This window comes from Pseudomonas mohnii (genome assembly GCF_900105115.1).
Classification (GTDB): domain Bacteria; phylum Pseudomonadota; class Gammaproteobacteria; order Pseudomonadales; family Pseudomonadaceae; genus Aquipseudomonas; species Aquipseudomonas mohnii.
Genome location: NZ_FNRV01000001.1, coordinates 4,833,460 through 4,850,965, shown reverse-complemented (window position 1 = coordinate 4,850,965; position 17,506 = coordinate 4,833,460). Strand labels below are relative to the sequence as shown.

The following is a 17,506-nucleotide window of genomic DNA, read 5'->3' as shown; positions in this document are numbered from 1 at the left end:
GTTGACGACCATCGTCGGAACACCGCCCGAAACAAGCTCGCGCCTACAGTCGATCCAACGCCTCCCCACTGCGTTTGAACCAGCCAATCAGATAATCCGACAACACTTGCGTACGCTTGGGCAGCCCACCCTGATACGGATGCACCAGGTACATCGGCATGCTCCGGGTCTGGTAATCGCGCAGGAGCCAGCGCAAACGTCCGTCAGCCAACTCCGCCGGCAGCAAGTAGGACGGCAAACGCGCGATACCCGCCCCGGCCAGGGCGGCCTTCTTCAACAAGTTGTAATGGTTGCTGGCAAACGGCCCGGACACACGTACCCGCAACAATTCGTGTTGCTGGTGATACAGCCATTCTTCGCGACCGCTGTAGTGGCTGTTGAGCAGGCAACGATGATCGGCCAATGCCTGAGGCGTCAGCGGCTCGCCATATTGTTCGAGATACGCAGGGCTGGCGCAGGTCATCTCGTGCCACGCCAACAGCGGGCGTGCCACCAGACGCTGATCGTTAGCCACCTCCGAGCGAACCGCGAGGTCATAGCCATCACGAGATAAATCGCGATAGTTGTTGCTCAGGTCCAACTCGATCTGCACTTCTGGGTACTGGCTGGAGAACTCCAGCAACAGGCCATCGAAGAAGGTTTCCCCGAGGGAAACCGGAACCGTCATGCGCACCGGCCCGGCCATGTCGTCCTTCAGTCGCGCCAATGCCTGACGCGCCCGCTCGACCTGCACCACCAGCGCCTGCGCCTGCGGCAGCAAGGCAGCGCCCGCAGCCGTCAGGCTCAAGCGCCGTGTGGTGCGCTGCAGCAAGACCACGGAAAACTGCGCTTCCAGCTGACTGATACGCTTGGACAATTGCCCCTTGCTGCAACCCAATTGTTGCGCCGCCAAGGTAAAGCTCCCCGCCTCGACCAGTACCGCGAACGCCGCGAGATCATCCATTTCACTCATGGATTGTTTCCATTTGAAAACCAAAGGTTGCCTATTAGCGCGCTTATCAACGTAAAAAACCACTCTAAACTGAGGTCTCATTCAACCCAATCGAGGATTAGCACCATGAAAATTCTTTTGATCGGCGCAGGCGGCACCATCGGTTCAGCGGTCGACAAGGAACTGTCTCAACGCCATGAGATCGTTCGTATCGGCCGCAAGAGCGGTGATTTTCAGGTGGACATCAGCGACAGCGCGTCGATTCGCAAACTGTTCGAGCAGACCGGAAAATTCGACGCGCTGATCTGCGCCGCCGGTAACGTGACCTTCGCACCGCTGGCCGATATGACGGAAGAGAGTTTCGCCCTCGGCCTCAAAGACAAACTGATGGGTCAGGTCAATCTGCTGTTGATCGGTCGCGAGTACGCCAATGACGGCGCCTCGTTCACCTTCACCACTGGCGTGCTCAGCCACGACCCGATACGTAGCGGCGCGTCGGCAGCGCTGGTCAACGGTGCACTGGACAGTTTCGTCCGCGCCGCTGCCATCGAACTGCCACGCGGCCTGCGAGTGAATTCGATCAGCCCGAACGTGCTCGTCGAAGCCATGGGCAAATACGCGCCGTACTTCCGTGGCTTCAAACCGGTTCCCGCGGCGGATGTCGCACTGGCCTACGCGAAGAGCGTGGAAGGCCTGCAGACAGGCCAGACCATTCACGTGGGCTAAAGCCTTGTGATGAACGGTCAGGCTGAGTAACGTGGCGGCACTTGTCAGGAGACCCCAAGATGCGTGTTGCCCGTTCCCTCGTCCTCGTTGCCTTGCTTCCGCTGTTCGCCGCGTGCCAGTTACTCGATGGCTCGCGTGAAAGCGCCTCCCATGTCGGCCAGACCCGCCTGCAGGGCCAGTTGAGCGCAGCCGATGGCAAGCTGTTGTTCCAGCCTTGCGGCGAACAGCGTCGTTATGTAGTCAACGACACGGGCGGCACCAGCGTCCTGCAACAGGCTGCCAGCCTGGCCGACGCCCAGGGCAAGCTGTTCGCCGACGTGCGCGGGCGAATCGTTCCCGGCAGCGGCGACGGTCAGTTCGACCTGGAAACGCTGTACCGCGTCGAGCGTTCGGGCAACGCCTGTGACGACCCCAACTTCAAACGGCTGATCCTGCGCGCGGCCGGCCATTCTCCGGAGTGGAACGTCAACGTCAGCGGCAAGGGCATGGTCATCGGCCGTGCAGGCCAGCCTCCCCTCGCCGTCCCCTACGTAGAAGAACAACTGGGCGATGGCCGCTTCAACCTCAGCACCGAAGCCAACAATCAGCACATCGAACTGTGGGTCGCGCCACAACGCTGCGTCGACGCCAGCACCGGCAGTATTCAGCCCATGAGTGCCGAGTTGCGCATCGACGGGCAGGTTCAGCGTGGTTGCGGGTATTTCGGCGGATCGCGCAACGACTGATCGTTTTTGCCTCACGGGACCGGGCGTTTGAGGCTTATAATCGCCCGCTTCAAACGCCCTGGCGCAGTTGTGCGCCCCGCGAACCGGATCCCGTCATGTTACGAATCACCGAACTCAAGTTGCCGATCGACCATCCCGATGAAGACCTGCGCCCTGCCATTGTGCAGCGCTTGGGCATCGCCAGCGATGACCTGCTCGACTTCACCTTGTTCAAGCGCAGCTACGATGCGCGCAAAAAATCTTCCGAGCTGTGCTTCATCTACACCATCGACCTCACGTTGCGCGATGAGGCCTCGGTTCTGCACAAGTTCGCCGATGACCGTAACGTCAACGTGGCACCGGATGTCAGTTACAAAATGGTCGGCCAGGCGCCGGCTGATCTGAGCGCACGCCCGATCGTCGTCGGCTTCGGCCCCTGCGGGATTTTTGCCGGGCTGCTGCTGGCACAGATGGGTTTCAAGCCGATCATCCTCGAACGCGGTACCGAAGTGCGCCAGCGCACCAAGGACACTTGGGGCCTGTGGCGTAAAAACGTGCTCAACCCCGAATCCAACGTGCAGTTCGGTGAAGGCGGTGCGGGAACGTTCTCCGACGGCAAGCTCTACAGCCAGATCAAGGACCCGAAATTCCTCGGTCGCAAGGTCCTGCACGAATTCGTCAAGGCCGGTGCACCGGAAGAAATCCTCTACGTCAGCAAACCGCACATCGGTACGTTCCGTCTGACAGGCGTTGTGGAAAACATGCGTGAGCAGATTCGCGCCCTGGGTGGCGAAGTACGCTTCCAGCAACGGGTCACCGACGTGCTGATCGACGACGGCCAACTGGTTGGCGTCGAACTCAATGGTGGCGAGCAAATCCACTCCAGGCACGTGATTCTGGCCCTCGGCCACAGTGCCCGCGACACCTTCCGCATGCTGCACGGCCGCGGCGTGTTCATGGAAGCCAAACCGTTCTCGGTGGGCTTCCGTATCGAGCACCCGCAATCGCTGATCGATCGCGCACGCCTTGGCAAGTACGCCGGCCACCCGAAACTCGGCGCCGCCGATTACAAACTGGTGCACCACGCCAAGAACGGCCGCTCGGTCTACAGTTTCTGCATGTGCCCAGGCGGAACGGTAGTGGCGGCGACATCCGAGCCGAATCGCGTCGTCACCAATGGCATGAGCCAATACTCGCGCAACGAGCGCAACGCCAACTCCGGGATCGTCGTCGGCATCACCCCGGAAGTCGATTATCCGGGCGGCCCGCTGGCGGGTATCGAGTTGCAGGAGCGCCTGGAGTCCCACGCTTTTGTGCTGGGCGGCAGCAACTACGAGGCCCCGGCGCAACTGGTCGGCGACTTCATTGCCGGCAAGCCGTCCACCGCGCTGGGCACTGTCGAGCCGTCCTACAAGCCGGGCGTTGCCTTGGGCGACCTGGCCCTGGCCCTGCCGGAATTCGCCATCGAAGCGATTCGCGAAGCCTTGCCGGCGTTCGAGAAGCAGATCCGTGGTTACTCGCTGCATGACGCGGTGTTGACCGGGATCGAAACCCGTACTTCGTCGCCGCTACGCATTACCCGTAACGAGTCGATGCAGAGCCTGAACGTGAAGGGCTTGTTCCCGGCCGGTGAAGGTGCAGGGTATGCGGGGGGGATTCTGTCGGCGGGTGTCGATGGCATTCGCATCGCCGAAGCCGTGGCGCGGGATATTCTCGGCCTGCAAGCCTAGAACAACACCCTGTGGGAGCTCGCTCCCACAGGGTGCTTGGGATATTTGAAAGACCTCAGATATTGGCGCGCAGAATGCTGGCCGGCAACGGCTCACCCCGCTCGACCGTCGCCGCAACCGCCGCGATCAAACCGGTCAGCTCATACCCCTGGGCCTTGAGCCAGGCTTGATTGTAGTAAGTCGTGGCGTAGCGTTCTCCGCCATCACACAATATCGCCACGATTGACCCCGCCTCCCCCGCCACCGTCATCTGCTGCGCTGCCATCAAGGCGCCAATCAGGTTGGTCCCGCTCGATCCGCCCACATGACGCCCCAAACGCTCGGCCAGGTAATGCATGGCGGCCAGCGACAGCGCATCCGGAACCTTGACCATCGCATCGATCACCTTGGGCAGGAACGACGCCTCCACCCGTGGCCGGCCAATTCCTTCTATCCGCGAGCCATGGTCAAGACTCAGGCTGGCATCGCCGCTCTGGTAGTAATCGAAAAACACCGAGCGCTCGGCATCGGCACACAGCACGCGGGTGCAATGCTGGCGATAACGCACGTAACGCCCCAAGGTCGCCGTGGTGCCACCGGTGCCGGGGCTGGAAATCAGCCAGCTCGGCTCCGGGTGCTGCTCGAAACGCATCTGCTGGAAAATCGACTCGGCGATGTTGTTGTTCGCCCGCCAGTCGGTGGCGCGCTCGGCGTAAGTGAACTGATCGATGAAGTGCCCATCGTGCTCACGGGCCAGGCGTTCGGACTCGGCATAGATCTGCGTCGGATCATCCACCAGATGGCTCTGGCCACCGTAGAACGCGATCTGTGCGATTTTTTCCCTGGAGGTGGTCGCCGGCATCACCGCAATGAACGGCAAACCCAGCATGCGGGCGAAGTATGCCTCGGAAATCGCCGTCGAGCCGCTGGACGCCTCGATCACCGGCGCGCCGGGCTTGAGCCAGCCATTACACAACGCATAGAGGAACAGAGAACGAGCCAAGCGGTGTTTGAGGCTGCCAGTGGGATGACTGGATTCGTCCTTGAAGTACAACTCGATGCCCGGAAACCCCGGCAGCGGCAAAGGGATCAGGTGGGTGTCGGCGCTGCGCTGGAAGTCGGCTTCAATGATCCGGATGGCTTCGCGGGCCCACTGTCGGTTGTCGCTCATGGTGGTTTTCTCGTGGAATCGGGCAGGAGTCGGCCATGTCACAAGCCTCAGCCATCAAGCTTAGGAAAAATCCTACATCACGCACAGGTACAGCTGAGCTTCAATACGCCCGGCAACTGCTAGGCTCAAGTTCTTGCGGGACAATCGTGTTGTAACGACATATAACAAAAAAGAATATAACTTTTGTTTTAACAACTAACCGTACGGGTTAGGGTGTCCCACCTTTTGAATTCACCGATGGAGAGCGACCTTGCCTCTGCGTAGCACTTTCACGCGTTTCTTTCAGTTGGAAGCTGCCAGCGGTCTGTTACTGATCGCTGCGGCTGTCCTCGCTTTAGTCATCAACAACTCCCCGCTGTCGTGGCTGTACAACGGCCTGCTGGACACCCCCGTGGTTGCCCAGGTCGGTGCCTTGAAAATCGCCAAGCCGCTGCTGCTTTGGATCAATGACGGCCTGATGGCGCTGTTCTTCCTGCTGATCGGTCTGGAAGTGAAGCGCGAAGTACTCGACGGGCAATTGTCCAAACCCTCACAGATCGTCCTGCCCGGTGCGGCCGCCATTGGCGGCATGGTCGTGCCGGCGCTGATCTACTGGTTCCTCAACCGTGACAATCCACCGGCCTTGAACGGCTGGGCGATCCCGACTGCCACCGATATCGCCTTCGCGCTGGGCGTACTGGCACTGTTGGGCAAACGCGTCCCGGTCTCGTTGAAACTGTTCCTCATGACCCTGGCGATCATCGACGACCTCGGCGCGATCATCATCATTGCCATTTTCTACTCCGGTGCGCTGTCGACCCTGTCCCTGGCACTGGCCGCCGCCTGTATTGCGGCGTTGATCGCGATGAACCGACTCGGCGTGGTCAAGCTCGGGCCGTACATGATCATCGGCCTGATCCTTTGGGTCTGTGTGCTCAAGAGCGGCGTGCACGCCACGCTGGCCGGCGTGACTCTGGCGTTCTGCATCCCACTGCGCACGAAAAATGCCGAACCCTCGCCGCTGCTGACCCTGGAGCACGCGCTGCATCCGTGGGTAGCGTACGGCATCCTGCCGCTGTTCGCCTTTGCCAACGCCGGCCTGTCCCTGAGCGGCGTCACCGTCGACAGCTTCACCCACGACGTGCCGATGGGCATTGCGGTCGGCCTGCTGCTCGGCAAAACCCTCGGTGTGTTCGGCTTGACCTGGCTGGCAGTGAAAACAGGCATCGCCGCCCTGCCCCAGGGCGCCAATTGGGGTCAGGTGCTGGGTGTGGCAATTCTCTGTGGCATCGGTTTCACCATGAGCCTGTTCGTCGGCTCCCTGGCCTTCGAACCGGGCGCCAGCGACTATGCGGGCATGGATCGAATGGGGATTTTGACCGGTTCGATATTGGCGGCGTTGATCGGTTATGCGGTGACGGCCATGGCGAGTCGCAAGCACGCTACGTTGCCTTCCTGAACATCAGAGGCCACTTTCCAGGCCGTCAAAGCGTGGCCCTGAAGCCACAACCTGTCCCGGCCAAGTGTCATCCGTAATTGCTTGCGCAACAAAAAACCCCGACCAGCTCACCTGATCGGGGTTTTCTTTTGACCTTATTCCGGCTTAGTGCGAAACGCGGCTGGTCCCGCCAACGGTGGAAATGCGAACACGCTCACCCACACGGAACACTTCGTTTGGCTGAACTTCCTGGACGTAGGCGCGCATGCTGCCGTCGTCTTCGCGCACGGTGATCTCGACACCCTGGGTACGCGTCAGGCCTTCTTCGGCTGCCGAACCCACCAGGCCGCCGGCGACTGCGCCGATGACTGCAGCGACGATGCTGCCCTTGCCGCCACCGATGGCGCTGCCGCCAACGCCGCCGACAGCTGCACCGGCGAGGCCGCCGATCGGGGTCTTGGTGCCTTCGATTTTCACCGGACGCAGGGATTCGATGGTGCCCATGCGGACGGTCTGCACGCGACGTGCTTCGTCACGGGAGTAGGAGTCACCGGTCAGGCTCGATTGGCAGCCGGTGAGCAACATCGCCATCGTGGAAAAGGAAGCAACCAGCAGAACAGACTTACGCATAGCATCAACTCCAAAGGACGGGTAATCATTTAACTCCGCAGCTTGACACCTGTCACGGCATCGCCCGGATAAAAATGTTCTGATTCAGGCCTTGTACAGGCATTCTCACGAATTAATCACACGGTAGTGGCAAATTTCTCGATCTGCGCGACTGAACCAGGATTTTCATGGATTACTTTATCATTGTCGTCACTACGGTTGCCGGTCTGTATTTCCACTGGTGGCTGTACGTAAGGATCAAACGCTGGATGGACCGCGATCTGGCGCTGGCACTGGCTGGCAAGGACGAGCGGAAAAAGGCGTTCATGCTCCAGCAACTGGCGAGCGCTCACGCGCAAAAGATCAAACGCCGAGACCTGCCGCAATGGCTGGAGGCCGCCGCGGCAGGCTATCCCGACCAGTAGGCGCTTAAGGTGCCAGACGCTCAAGAAGCCAGTCGGCACCCTGCAGGCGATAGTTGAGGCGGTCGTGCAGGCGGCTTGGGCGGCCTTGCCAGAACTCGATGCGCTGCGGCACCAGACGGTAGCCGCCCCAATGTTCCGGGCAATGCGGCTGGGTGTCGCTGAATCGTTGCTCGGTATCTTTGAGCAGCGCTTCCAGCTCCGCGCGATCGGCAATCACCCGGCTTTGGGGCGACGCCCAGGCACCGAGGCGGCTGCCCAATGGGCGAACCTGATAGTAAGCGTCGGACTCTTCAGGCGTGACCTTCTCCACCCGCCCCTCGATGCGCACCTGACGCTCCAGGGTTGGCCAGAAAAAAGTCATGGCCGCGAATGGGTTCTCGGCCAGGTGCTGACCCTTTGCACTGTCGTAATTGGTGAAGAAGGTGAAGCCCTGGGCGTCCAGGCCCTTGAGCAACAGGATACGGCAATGCGGTCGGCCGTCCTGATCGACAGTGGCCAAGGTCATGGCGTTTGCCTCCACCGGTGCCTGTTCGGTTTTCACCGCATCAGCGAACCACTGGTGGAACAGCGCAAACGGCTCGGCCGGAGCTTGCGCCTCGGTCAGGCCATCACGGGTGTAGTCGCGACGCATATCAGCCAGAGCCTTGGTCATGGCGTTTTCCTTTTGGTTAACGAATCACTTCTTTGTGGTATCGGCGTCAGCGACTTTTTTCGTGTCGGCAGCGGCTTTGGCCGGTGCAGTCTTTTTCGCTGGAGTCGCTGTTTTAGCCGGCGTCTTCTTGGCGGCGGCTTTCTTGGCCGGCGCTTTTTTCGTCGCTGGAACCGCAGCTTTCTTGGCCGCAGGTGCCGGGGTCACTGGCTTGGCAACTGGCTTGACATCTTGCGCGGCAACCATCGTCACTGGCGCAGGGGCCGGCATGTTGTACTTGCTCAGCAATGCAACCATGGTGTTCTGCGGAGTGACCAGCAGCTCTACGCGACGGTTCAAGGCGCGACCTTCAACGCTGTCATTGGCGGCACGCGGGGCTTCACCACCCATGCCACGCAGCATCAGGCGATCACGCTGCAGACCACTGAGACGGAAGATCGCAGCCACGGCCTGTGCTCGCTCCTGACTCAACTTCACGTTGGCCGGTGCGGCACCCGAGGTGTCACTGTGGCCTAGCACCAGTACGGCAGTCTTCGAATCGACTTCAAGGATTTTCGCCACGCGGGTGAAAGGACCAAGGGTCACTGGCAGCAGCATCGCCGGGCGATCCGGGTTGAACGAGCCTTCGACCGGCGCTGTCACCACCAGCACGTTTTCACGACGTTCAAGTTGCAGGTTACTGCCCTTGATCGCTTCGCGCAGGCGCGGTTCGTAGTCATCGAGCCAGGCCTGGGTCACTTTCGGGTCCGGCATCGGCACGACTTTGGCGGTGCTCTGGTCCTTGCCACCGAACGGCCACCACCACTTGCCACCGGAATCGGCGTCAGCCTTGGCCACGGCGACAGGCTTGGCTTCAGGTTTTACTTCCGGTTTGGCTGCAGATTTGTCACTGCTGTCATCGGAACCAAACGGCCAGTACCAATGGCTGCTGCTTTCAGTCTTGGCCACCGGAGCGCTGACGGCAGGCTTGAGGGGCGCCGGAGCAGGCTCTTTGGCTGCGACTTTGTCGGAGGAACCAAACGGCCACCAGCTACCGCCGTCTGCATCATTTTTAGGTGTCTGTGCACAACCGGTTATAGCGAAGCACAGTGCCAAAGCGAGAGTTGGTTTGGATGACATTGGATATCCACAAAAATGAAGTCATAAAAATCAGGCCGGATTGGCCCGCATAAACAGACGATTCGAAACTGAAAAGGCTTTCGGGTTCCAACTCCGGAACCCTTGGGCGTGATTTACAGACAAGTGGCCAGTACCCGCACAAGCTTTTGTGCGCGCGGATCCATCAAGACGTACGGCCCCAATGTATTTGTCACAAAACCGAAGGCAACATCGTGCTCCGGGTCAGCAAAACCGATGGAACCGCCCGCGCCCGGATGACCGAACGCTCGCGGGCCGAGGCCGAACGTCGCGTTGGGCACGTCCGGTTGATCGAGCATGCACCCCAGACCGAAACGGGTCTGGGTCAGTAATGTCTTGTCCTCGCCAAGGCTGTGCTCGCGGGTCAGTTCGTCGAGCATTTCGCCTTCCAGCAAGCTGCCATCGAGCAGACCGGCATAGAACCCGGCCAGGCTACGGGCATTGCCGTGACCATTGGCAGCGGGTTGTTGCATGCGCCGCCATTCCGGCTTGTTGGTGCTGGTCATGATCGAAGGCGGGTTGGTAAACGCCCGGGTGGTCATGGCCGTGGGATCGCGCATGGTCACTTGCAGAAGGCGCTGGGCAGCGGCATCGCCGACATTGCCCTTGCCACGGGCGATATGCGCCACGCGATGAAACTCTTCGTCGGCCAGACCGACGTGGAAATCCAGCCCCAAAGGCTTGGCTACCCGCGCCACGATGGATTCACCCGGCCCGCGCCCATCGGCACGGCGCAACAATTCACCGACCAGCCAGCCATAAGTGATCGCCGCATACCCATGCCCCTGTCCCGGCGTCCACCACGGTGTTTCAGCAGCCAGGGCGTCGACCATGGTTTGCCAGTCGTAAAGGGCTTCGGGTGCCAGCAATTCCCGTAGCGCCGGCAGACCGGCCTGGTGGCAGAGCAGTTGGCGCAACGTCACGGACGCTTTGCCGGTGGCGGCAAACTCGGGCCAATAACGCGCAACCGGCGCATCCAGTTGCAGCTTGCCTTCGGCGACCAGTTGCAGGGCAGTGACGGCAGTAAAGGTTTTAGTGCAGGAAAACAGGTTGGCGATGGTGTCGCCGTGCCAGGCTTGCGCGCCGTCCTTGTCGCTGGTGCCGGCCCAGAGGTCGACGACGGTTTCGCCGCCGATCTGGATGCACAGCGCTGCGCCACGCTCCTGCGGATCGTCGAACAATGCCGCGAAGGCCTCGCGTACCGCTTCGAACTTGAGCTCGTAATAACCCTGAATCTGCACCCGCAACTCCCCCGGACAAGCGTTCTACAAAGTGGCCCGCATTGTTCCAGCCCTTGAGGGATTTGGGAACAGGGTCGGGCCGGGCGGTCAATCGCCCCTGGAAGTGATCAGATTTTTCCGGCGTCCTTACAGACGCCATCGCGAGCAGGCTCGCTCCCACAGGGACCTATGAAACGATTGAGATCCAATGTGGGGCGAGCCTGCTCGCGATGAACGATGACGCGGTGTGTCAGGACTCAGTGCCCCTTGCCAGAATGCCCGCCGGCAGCCTTGCCCGGCCCTTTGCCGGCCTCGGCCTTGCGTCCGCCTTCGGCGTCGTGTTTCTGTTTATCGGCCTCGGCGCCGGCCTTTTCAGCCTCTTTGCCTAATTGATCGACGGCCGCCAGGTTGCTCTTGCGCACGCTGTCGACAAAGCCCTGAAATGGCAGGTCGGTAATCCCCACCAGACCGAAATGACCGTTTTCGCCATCCAACAGACGCCCGGTCACGGGTTGGTCGAGGTATTGGAACCAGTGCACACCGACGATCGACGGCTCGCTCAGCGCCTGCTTGAGGAAGTTCGCGTAGGCCGGGCCCCGGTCCTCTTCCTTCGCCAGTTGCGTTACGCCGCCCCAGAACGGGCCACGGTCCGTCGAACCGAAGTTGAATTCGGTAATCAGCACTGGCTTGTCGAGGCTGTTCAGTTGCGCGAAGTCATAACCGTCCTGGGGTTTCAGGGTGTACATGTTGAAGCTCAGCACATCGCAGTATTGAGCGCAGGACTCCACGGCTTCTGGTGTGCTGATGGCAAAGCGGCCACCGAGCAGCATCTGGTTCGGCGCGTGCCATTTGAGCGAATCAGAGATCGTCTTGAAGTAGGTGTCGGCGAAGACCTTCTGGAAGTATTTGAAGTCGGCCTCGATTTCCGGATGGTCGGCGCTTGGCAGCGGCGGCTCGAAACCGGGGTCTTCCATCAGTTCCCATGCCGGCAAATCAATGCCCCAGGCTTTCGACAGGCCTTCCTGGTTGCGGTATTTATCGCGCAGCTGCTTGAGAAACGCGCGTTTGGCCGGCACGTCGGTGGTCATTTTCAACGTACCGTAGGCCAGGGCGTAGCGGGCCTTCGGATCGTCGCCGGGGCCGGCCCAGGCCATTTCATTGTCGGCGTAGAAGCCGATCAGCCAAGGATCGTCGCGGTGATCGCGAGCGGCGATGGCCACGGCGCGCTCGGTGGCCATGGCGAAACGCGGGTCGAACGGATCGGGCATACCGCCCCACCAGTCCGTTCCCGTGCTGATGCTCGCATAATCGCCGACGATCGATAGCGGCAAGGTGTAAGGCACACGATCGGCGTTGCCCAGTGCCGGCGCACTCCAGTTGCCAATGGTGTTGAAGCCCCAGGCTTGCAGACGGTCGAGGGTATGACCGGCCCAGCGCTTTTCATCGAAGGTCGCTTTGCAGGGCTCGGCAGGTTTTTGCTCAGCCGCGTTCGCGACTGTCGCGTCTGCGGCGTCGGTCTTGGCCGCTTCGGCAATCCCGGATTCGGCCGTCGAAGGAACAACCGGTGACTCGGCGGCCTTCTCCGCCGTGGCCTCTGCCGCATAAGCCTTGGCCGCTGCGGCGACGCCGGCCTTGGTATCGCTACCCAGAGCACAAGGGTCGCCATACAGGCGCTGTAAATTGGCACCATAAAAGTCGTACCAGCGCCCGACGTTGAAGCCCCGGCCCTGATCAACGCCGTTGCCGCCACGGGTGTCACCTTCACCGAAGTGACTGGCCAGGGGCTCTCCGGCCTTGGGCAGTGACTGGAACATCCATTCACGACCGGCGATATAAGTCTGATTGACGTCCGGGGTAACCGTGTTGACCCCCAGCGAATAGAACGGATGCCCTTCCGGGGTCACCAGGTACCAGCGACCGTCGCGTTTCTCCGTGCGGAAGAAACCGCTGGCCTTGAAGGCCGGACCGTTGGTCCAACCTCCGAATTTATCCAGGGGCGACTTCTCACGTTCCGCCAGCCAGGTTTTCAGTTGTTGCTGTTCCTTGGCCGCGGCGCCTTTGAGTTGCTCATCGCTGCTGACCTTTTCCGGCCATTTGGCCCGGGTCGATTGACCGTAGGCATCCACCAAGGCGCCATACACGGTCTGGGTCACGGCCTCGGCGTCCTGCACACCGAAGCGCTCAAGCAGAATGCTCTGGGCCACTTTCGGCTGGTCCATCGACACGCTCACCGCCACCACCTGGCCACGATCCAGCTCACCAGCGCTGCTGGCCAGCAGGATGCGCTGACCGTCGACCGTCATCGGCATGGGCGGCCCGGCCTTCATGCCCAGGCTCAACGGCGATGTCGGCTGCAACGGCACCAACAGGGTCTGCGCCGGGCCGGCCGGCAGATCGACACGGCTGACCAGCGTCTTGCCATCGTTGCTCTGGATGGTCACGTACAGGGTCAGCGCCCAATTCATGGCGTTCTGCACCCGCAGGCTCATGAAACCCGACTGCGACCAGTCCCAGCCCCCCGTCTGCGGGGTCAACCGCAAGGTCGGGCGAGCGACCGGATTGAACGTCACCCGCCTCAGCACTTCACCTTCGGCGGTTTGCTCGGCGTTGGATTGCGGCAGGTTGGCGTCCTGAGTGGTCACCTGTACCACATCGGCGGGGCGCACAAAGTTGAACAGCGTCTGCTGGGTGGCGGGTGCCGCCAGCAGGGGCGATGCAAACAACAGGGCAAAAACGGCAGGTAACGATTGGCGCAGCGAACGGCGAATCATGAGAACGGAATTCTCCCTAACGACCCGGATGGGCCAGTGGAAAAGCAATGACAGAGAGATAGACAACACGATGGGCAGATTTGCCCACCGATGTCTCAGGAAATTTCGCGACGAAATGGCGGCAACGCATTGAGGATCGCCTTGCCATAGCGCTGGGTGACCAGACGCCGGTCAAGCAGGGTGATGGTGCCGCGATCTTCCTCGGTGCGCAGCAGGCGACCGCAGGCCTGGACCAGTTTCAGCGAGGCGTCCGGTACGGAGATTTCCATGAACGGATTGCCGCCACGGGCTTCGATCCATTCGGCCAACGCCGCCTCGACCGGGTCATCCGGCACCGAGAACGGAATTTTGGCGATCACCACGTGCTCGCAATAAGCGCCGGGCAGGTCGACCCCCTCGGCAAAACTCGCCAGGCCGAACAACACGCTGGAGTCCCCGCCATCCACCCGCGCCTTGTGCTTGTTCAGGGTTTCCTGCTTCGACAGGTTGCCTTGAATGAACACTTGCTTGCGCCAGTCGCGGTCCAGGCCGTCGAACACGTCCTGCATCTGCTTGCGCGATGAGAACAGCACCAGGGTGCCGCGGGAACCTTCGACCAGATCAGGCAAATCGCGAATGATCGCGGCGGTGTGCGCCGCCGCATCACGGGGGTCGGCATTCAGATTCGGCACCCGCAGCACGCCGGCATCGGCGTGATGAAACGGGCTGGGCACCACGGCAGTCACGGCTTTCTTCGGCAGGCCGGCGCGCATGCGAAAGCGATCGAAGGTGCCGAGGGCGGTCAAGGTAGCCGAGGTCACGAGCGCACCGTAGGCCACGTTCCACAGGTTGCGTCGCAGCATTTCCGCCGCGAGGATCGGGCTGGCGTTGACTTCGATGTCGAACAGCGAGCCGCTTTCGGCCAGGGTCAGCCATCGGGCCATCGGTGGGTTGTCTTCCGGGTCTTCAACGGTGAAGGCGGTCCACAACTCCCAATTGCCCGAAGAACGGGACAACAGGCTGCCGAACAGTGGATACCACTCTTCAGCCTGGTTGCTGGCGATACCGATGTTGACTTCGCCGTCCATGCCCTCCTTGAGCAAATCGGTCAGGCGGGTGAACAGGTCGGTCAGGCGGGCGAAGCCTTTTTTCAGCTCGATGCCCATTTCGCGCATGTGTTCGGGAATCACCCCGCCGACGAAACGGTGACGCGGTCGTTCACGACCTTCAACGTCTTCGCCGGGTTTGAAATCGGCGACTTGCTCGCAGGCGGTGAACATGAACTGCTGCTGGGTCTTGATCTCCCGCGCCAGCTCCGGCACCTGTTCGATCAACTTGCCCAGATCACCGGGCAACGGGTGTTGGGCGAGCAACTTGGTGAGATTCTTGGCGGTGGTTTCCAGCCAGTCGGCGGTCGAGCGCAGGCGCGTGTAGTGGGCGAAGTGGCCGATGGCCTTGTCCGGCAGGTGATGGCCTTCGTCGAATACGTAAATGGTGTCTCGCGGGTCGGGCAGCACCGCGCCACCGCCCAGGGCCAGGTCGGCCAGGACCATGTCGTGGTTGGTGACAATCACATCGACCTTGCCCATGCCTTCGCGGGCCTTATAGAAGGCGCACTGGCCGAAGTTCGGGCAATGACGGTTGGTGCACTGGCTGTGATCGGTGGTCAGGCGCGCCCAGTCGGCGTCTTCCAGTGCGGTGGACCAGCTGTCGCGATCGCCGTCCCATTTATTGCCGGCGAGTTTTTCGATCATGCTGGTAAACAGCTTCTGACTGGCCTCATCGACCTCGATCTTGAAGCCTTCTTCTTCGAACAATTGCGCCGTGGCGGTTTGCGCGTGGCCTTCCTGGAGCAACATGTCGAGCTTGGACAGGCACATATAGCGCCCGCGCCCCTTGGCCAGCGCGAAACTGAAATTCAGCCCGCTGTTGCGCATCAGATCAGGCAAATCCTTGTAGACGATCTGCTCTTGCAGGGCGACGGTGGCCGTGGCGATCACCAGGCGCTTGCCGGCCGCTTTCGCCGTCGGGATGGCGGCCAGGCTGTAAGCGACGGTCTTGCCGGTACCGGTGCCGGCTTCCACCGCGACAATCGCGGGCTCGCCGCTACGCCGGCCTTCGTCGTCGGTGTCGATATCCCCGAGGACCTTGGCCACTTCGGCAATCATCAGGCGTTGGCCGTAGCGCGGCTTGAGGCTCTTGGCTTCGAGAAAACGCGAATAGGCGCCCTGGATCGTGGTTTTGAGTTCAGTGCTGATCATGGATTGTCGGGCGCAAAAAACGCTGGATAAATTTTCAGTGGTTCGGAACGACGGCTATCATACCCCGCTAATTAATCCCGCGCAGAACGGAGTACCCCAATGACCGCTTTTAGCCTTGTTTATAGCCTGCATGTCCTCGCCGCACTGGTGTGGGTCGGCGGCATGTTTTTCGCCTGGATGGTCTTGCGCCCTGCGGCTGTGAACGCACTGGAGGGCCCTGCCCGACTGAAATTGTGGGTAGAAGTGTTTCAAGGTTTTTTCCGCTGGGTCTGGGTCGCGGTCTTACTGCTGCCCGTCAGCGGTGTGGGCATGCTGCATATGCACTTCAACGGATTTGAAACCGCTCCGCGCTATGTGCAGGTGATGATGGGCTTGTATGTGGTGATGACGGCGCTGTTCATCCGGATTCAGGCGCTGATGCTGCCTGAGTTGCGTACGGCGGTCATTGCCCAGGATTGGCCGGCGGGGGCTGCGGTGCTCGGGAAGATTCGGCGCCTGGTGGGGATCAATCTGATTGTCGGGCTGGTGCTGGTGGCGATTGCTGCGGCGCGGCCGATGTTCTAAAAGCATCGCGAGCAAGCTCGCTCCCACAGGTACGGAGCAATCCTGTGGGAGCGAGCTTGCTCGCGAAGACCATCGATCAGACGACACACACTTCAGAAATTGCTTACAACCGCTGAACCGTCACCGAGCCCGCCGCCCCCGCAGGCCCCGGCTGGCCATCGGCGCCAGGTTTGCCGCTTTTGCCGCCATCGGCCTTGTAGATGAAGCAACCCTTGGCCTTACCGCCCGCTCCCGGCTTGCCGCCGGGGCCAGCCAAGCCACCGGCTCCGCCAGCGACCTGAACCTTGATTTGTTCGGCGGGGTATTCGCGCGGCACTGCCAGCTTGACCAACGCCCCCGGTGCCCCGGGCTGGCCATTACTGCCATCGCTGCCATCGGCACCGCGCCCCGCCTGCCCCCAGGTGCAGCCTGGAGGCTGACCGTTGGCCCCGTCGAGGCCGACGAATCCCGGCGCTCCCGCACCACCGCGAGCATCCACCAACAATTGCGGCGCCTTCAGTGCCTTGATCTGCAAATTCAGATTACGCCCGGAGCGGGCCGCCTTCTGGTAAGTGCCGGGGGCGCCGCGAGCGGTGATCTGGCTGCCCTCGGCCAACTCGGCACGACTGACTTTCAGCTCCAGCGCCTGTTCACTGGGCACGATAGCGATCCGCGCATCACGGCCCAGGTGCAATTCGCCGACAGTGACCTCGGTTACATTCGACGGGATGAGCAATGTGCCGTAATCAGCCACTTCCAGGCGATCCAGCTGCAAGGTGCTGGCGGTGTTGGGCAAGCGCATCAGCGAGTTGGTTTCAACACTCACCACCTGTGCGCAGGCCAGTGGACTGATGAGTACGGCGAGCAGACAGAGTTTACGCATGGGAAGCCTTCGGTGCAGTCGGAGCGGGAATGGTTTGCAGGTGGAAAACGCCGAAAAAGAGGATGTTCAAGCGATCACGCCAGGGATGGGAGCGCCCCCTGAGGCTGCGGAAGCAGAAGACAATCTCCAGCAGGTGGAGCCCTGCCAGCAGGCTGCCGGCCAGGTTGACCAGCAGGTGAAGCGGATGGATGAACGGCGTGAGCAGATTGACCAGCACCACCGACCAGAACAGCAGGGTCAACAGCTTCCCCAGCCCCCAGAACACCTTCATACGCTCCCCCGAACAGAATTATTATTTGCACGCACAGTAACGGCTTCCACGCGGGATAAGCCAGAGGGCAACCAAAAATTCTTCATGAAGATCGCTGACT

Annotated in this window: 16 protein-coding genes; 6 read left to right on the top strand and 10 right to left on the bottom strand. The window is 61.2% G+C overall.

All coding sequences use genetic code 11. From position 1 onward, the window contains the following. Window positions 1-43: 43 nt before the first annotated feature. Window positions 44-952: a LysR family transcriptional regulator gene (locus BLV61_RS22510; protein ID WP_047526468.1), complete on the bottom strand. Its 909-nt coding sequence runs from the start codon at window positions 950-952 to the stop codon at window positions 44-46. Window positions 953-1,057: 105 nt separating this feature from the next. Here BLV61_RS22510 and BLV61_RS22505 point away from each other — a divergent pair, with 105 nt between their 5' ends. The 3 genes from BLV61_RS22505 to BLV61_RS22495 all read left to right on the top strand — a co-directional run bounded on the left by BLV61_RS22505 (window position 1,058) and on the right by BLV61_RS22495 (window position 4,091). After that, window positions 1,058-1,657 (top strand): short chain dehydrogenase, encoded by a 600-nt coding sequence (locus BLV61_RS22505; RefSeq protein ID WP_047526466.1) that lies wholly within the window; start codon window positions 1,058-1,060, stop codon window positions 1,655-1,657. A gap of 59 nt (window positions 1,658-1,716) precedes the next feature. Beyond that, window positions 1,717-2,382, top strand: a complete 666-nt coding sequence (locus tag BLV61_RS22500) for a COG3650 family protein (RefSeq protein ID WP_090467507.1) — start codon at window positions 1,717-1,719, stop codon at window positions 2,380-2,382. A gap of 95 nt (window positions 2,383-2,477) precedes the next feature. Next, entirely contained in the window at window positions 2,478-4,091 is a 1,614-nt protein-coding gene (locus BLV61_RS22495) for an NAD(P)/FAD-dependent oxidoreductase (RefSeq protein ID WP_047526463.1), read from the top strand. A 55-nt stretch (window positions 4,092-4,146) separates the two neighbouring features. On the opposite strand, the gene BLV61_RS22490 is transcribed toward BLV61_RS22495, so the two are convergent. Next, a complete protein-coding gene (locus tag BLV61_RS22490) occupies window positions 4,147-5,241 on the bottom strand; it encodes a PLP-dependent cysteine synthase family protein (RefSeq protein WP_047526461.1) in 1,095 nt (364 codons plus the stop codon). A gap of 250 nt (window positions 5,242-5,491) precedes the next feature. Here BLV61_RS22490 and nhaA point away from each other — a divergent pair, with 250 nt between their 5' ends. Further along, window positions 5,492-6,679: a Na+/H+ antiporter NhaA gene (gene nhaA / locus BLV61_RS22485; protein ID WP_047526460.1), complete on the top strand. Its 1,188-nt coding sequence runs from the start codon at window positions 5,492-5,494 to the stop codon at window positions 6,677-6,679. Between the two features lie 144 nt (window positions 6,680-6,823). On the opposite strand, the gene BLV61_RS22480 is transcribed toward nhaA, so the two are convergent. Beyond that, the gene (locus BLV61_RS22480) at window positions 6,824-7,288 is read right to left on the bottom strand and encodes an outer membrane lipoprotein (RefSeq protein WP_047526458.1); all 465 of its coding nucleotides are present in this window, start codon (window positions 7,286-7,288) and stop codon (window positions 6,824-6,826) included. A 167-nt stretch (window positions 7,289-7,455) separates the two neighbouring features. Here BLV61_RS22480 and BLV61_RS22475 point away from each other — a divergent pair, with 167 nt between their 5' ends. After that, entirely contained in the window at window positions 7,456-7,692 is a 237-nt protein-coding gene (locus BLV61_RS22475; RefSeq protein WP_047526457.1) for a hypothetical protein, read from the top strand. A gap of 4 nt (window positions 7,693-7,696) precedes the next feature. Here the strand turns inward: BLV61_RS22475 and pdxH are convergent, their stop codons facing one another. The 5 genes from pdxH to dinG all read right to left on the bottom strand — a co-directional run bounded on the left by pdxH (window position 7,697) and on the right by dinG (window position 15,709). Beyond that, window positions 7,697-8,344, bottom strand: a complete 648-nt coding sequence (pdxH, locus tag BLV61_RS22470) for a pyridoxamine 5'-phosphate oxidase (protein ID WP_047526456.1) — start codon at window positions 8,342-8,344, stop codon at window positions 7,697-7,699. Window positions 8,345-8,368: 24 nt separating this feature from the next. Continuing rightward, window positions 8,369-9,460, bottom strand: a complete 1,092-nt coding sequence (locus BLV61_RS22465; protein WP_047526455.1) for an OmpA family protein — start codon at window positions 9,458-9,460, stop codon at window positions 8,369-8,371. 113 nt (window positions 9,461-9,573) lie between these two features. Beyond that, entirely contained in the window at window positions 9,574-10,719 is a 1,146-nt protein-coding gene (locus tag BLV61_RS22460) for a serine hydrolase domain-containing protein (protein ID WP_090467504.1), read from the bottom strand. Window positions 10,720-10,955: 236 nt separating this feature from the next. Further along, window positions 10,956-13,469: a beta-galactosidase gene (locus tag BLV61_RS22455; RefSeq protein WP_090467502.1), complete on the bottom strand. Its 2,514-nt coding sequence runs from the start codon at window positions 13,467-13,469 to the stop codon at window positions 10,956-10,958. Between the two features lie 95 nt (window positions 13,470-13,564). Then, entirely contained in the window at window positions 13,565-15,709 is a 2,145-nt protein-coding gene (gene dinG, locus BLV61_RS22450; RefSeq protein WP_047526450.1) for an ATP-dependent DNA helicase DinG, read from the bottom strand. Window positions 15,710-15,808: 99 nt separating this feature from the next. Here dinG and BLV61_RS22445 point away from each other — a divergent pair, with 99 nt between their 5' ends. Further along, entirely contained in the window at window positions 15,809-16,273 is a 465-nt protein-coding gene (locus BLV61_RS22445; protein ID WP_047526449.1) for a CopD family protein, read from the top strand. Between the two features lie 103 nt (window positions 16,274-16,376). Here the strand turns inward: BLV61_RS22445 and BLV61_RS22440 are convergent, their stop codons facing one another. Further along, window positions 16,377-17,135: a collagen-like triple helix repeat-containing protein gene (locus tag BLV61_RS22440; RefSeq protein ID WP_047526448.1), complete on the bottom strand. Its 759-nt coding sequence runs from the start codon at window positions 17,133-17,135 to the stop codon at window positions 16,377-16,379. Next, window positions 17,128-17,406 (bottom strand): DUF1145 domain-containing protein, encoded by a 279-nt coding sequence (locus BLV61_RS22435; RefSeq protein ID WP_090467500.1) that lies wholly within the window; start codon window positions 17,404-17,406, stop codon window positions 17,128-17,130. The genes BLV61_RS22440 and BLV61_RS22435 overlap by 8 nt, the downstream gene beginning before the upstream one ends. Between the last annotated feature and the right edge of the window lie 100 nt (window positions 17,407-17,506).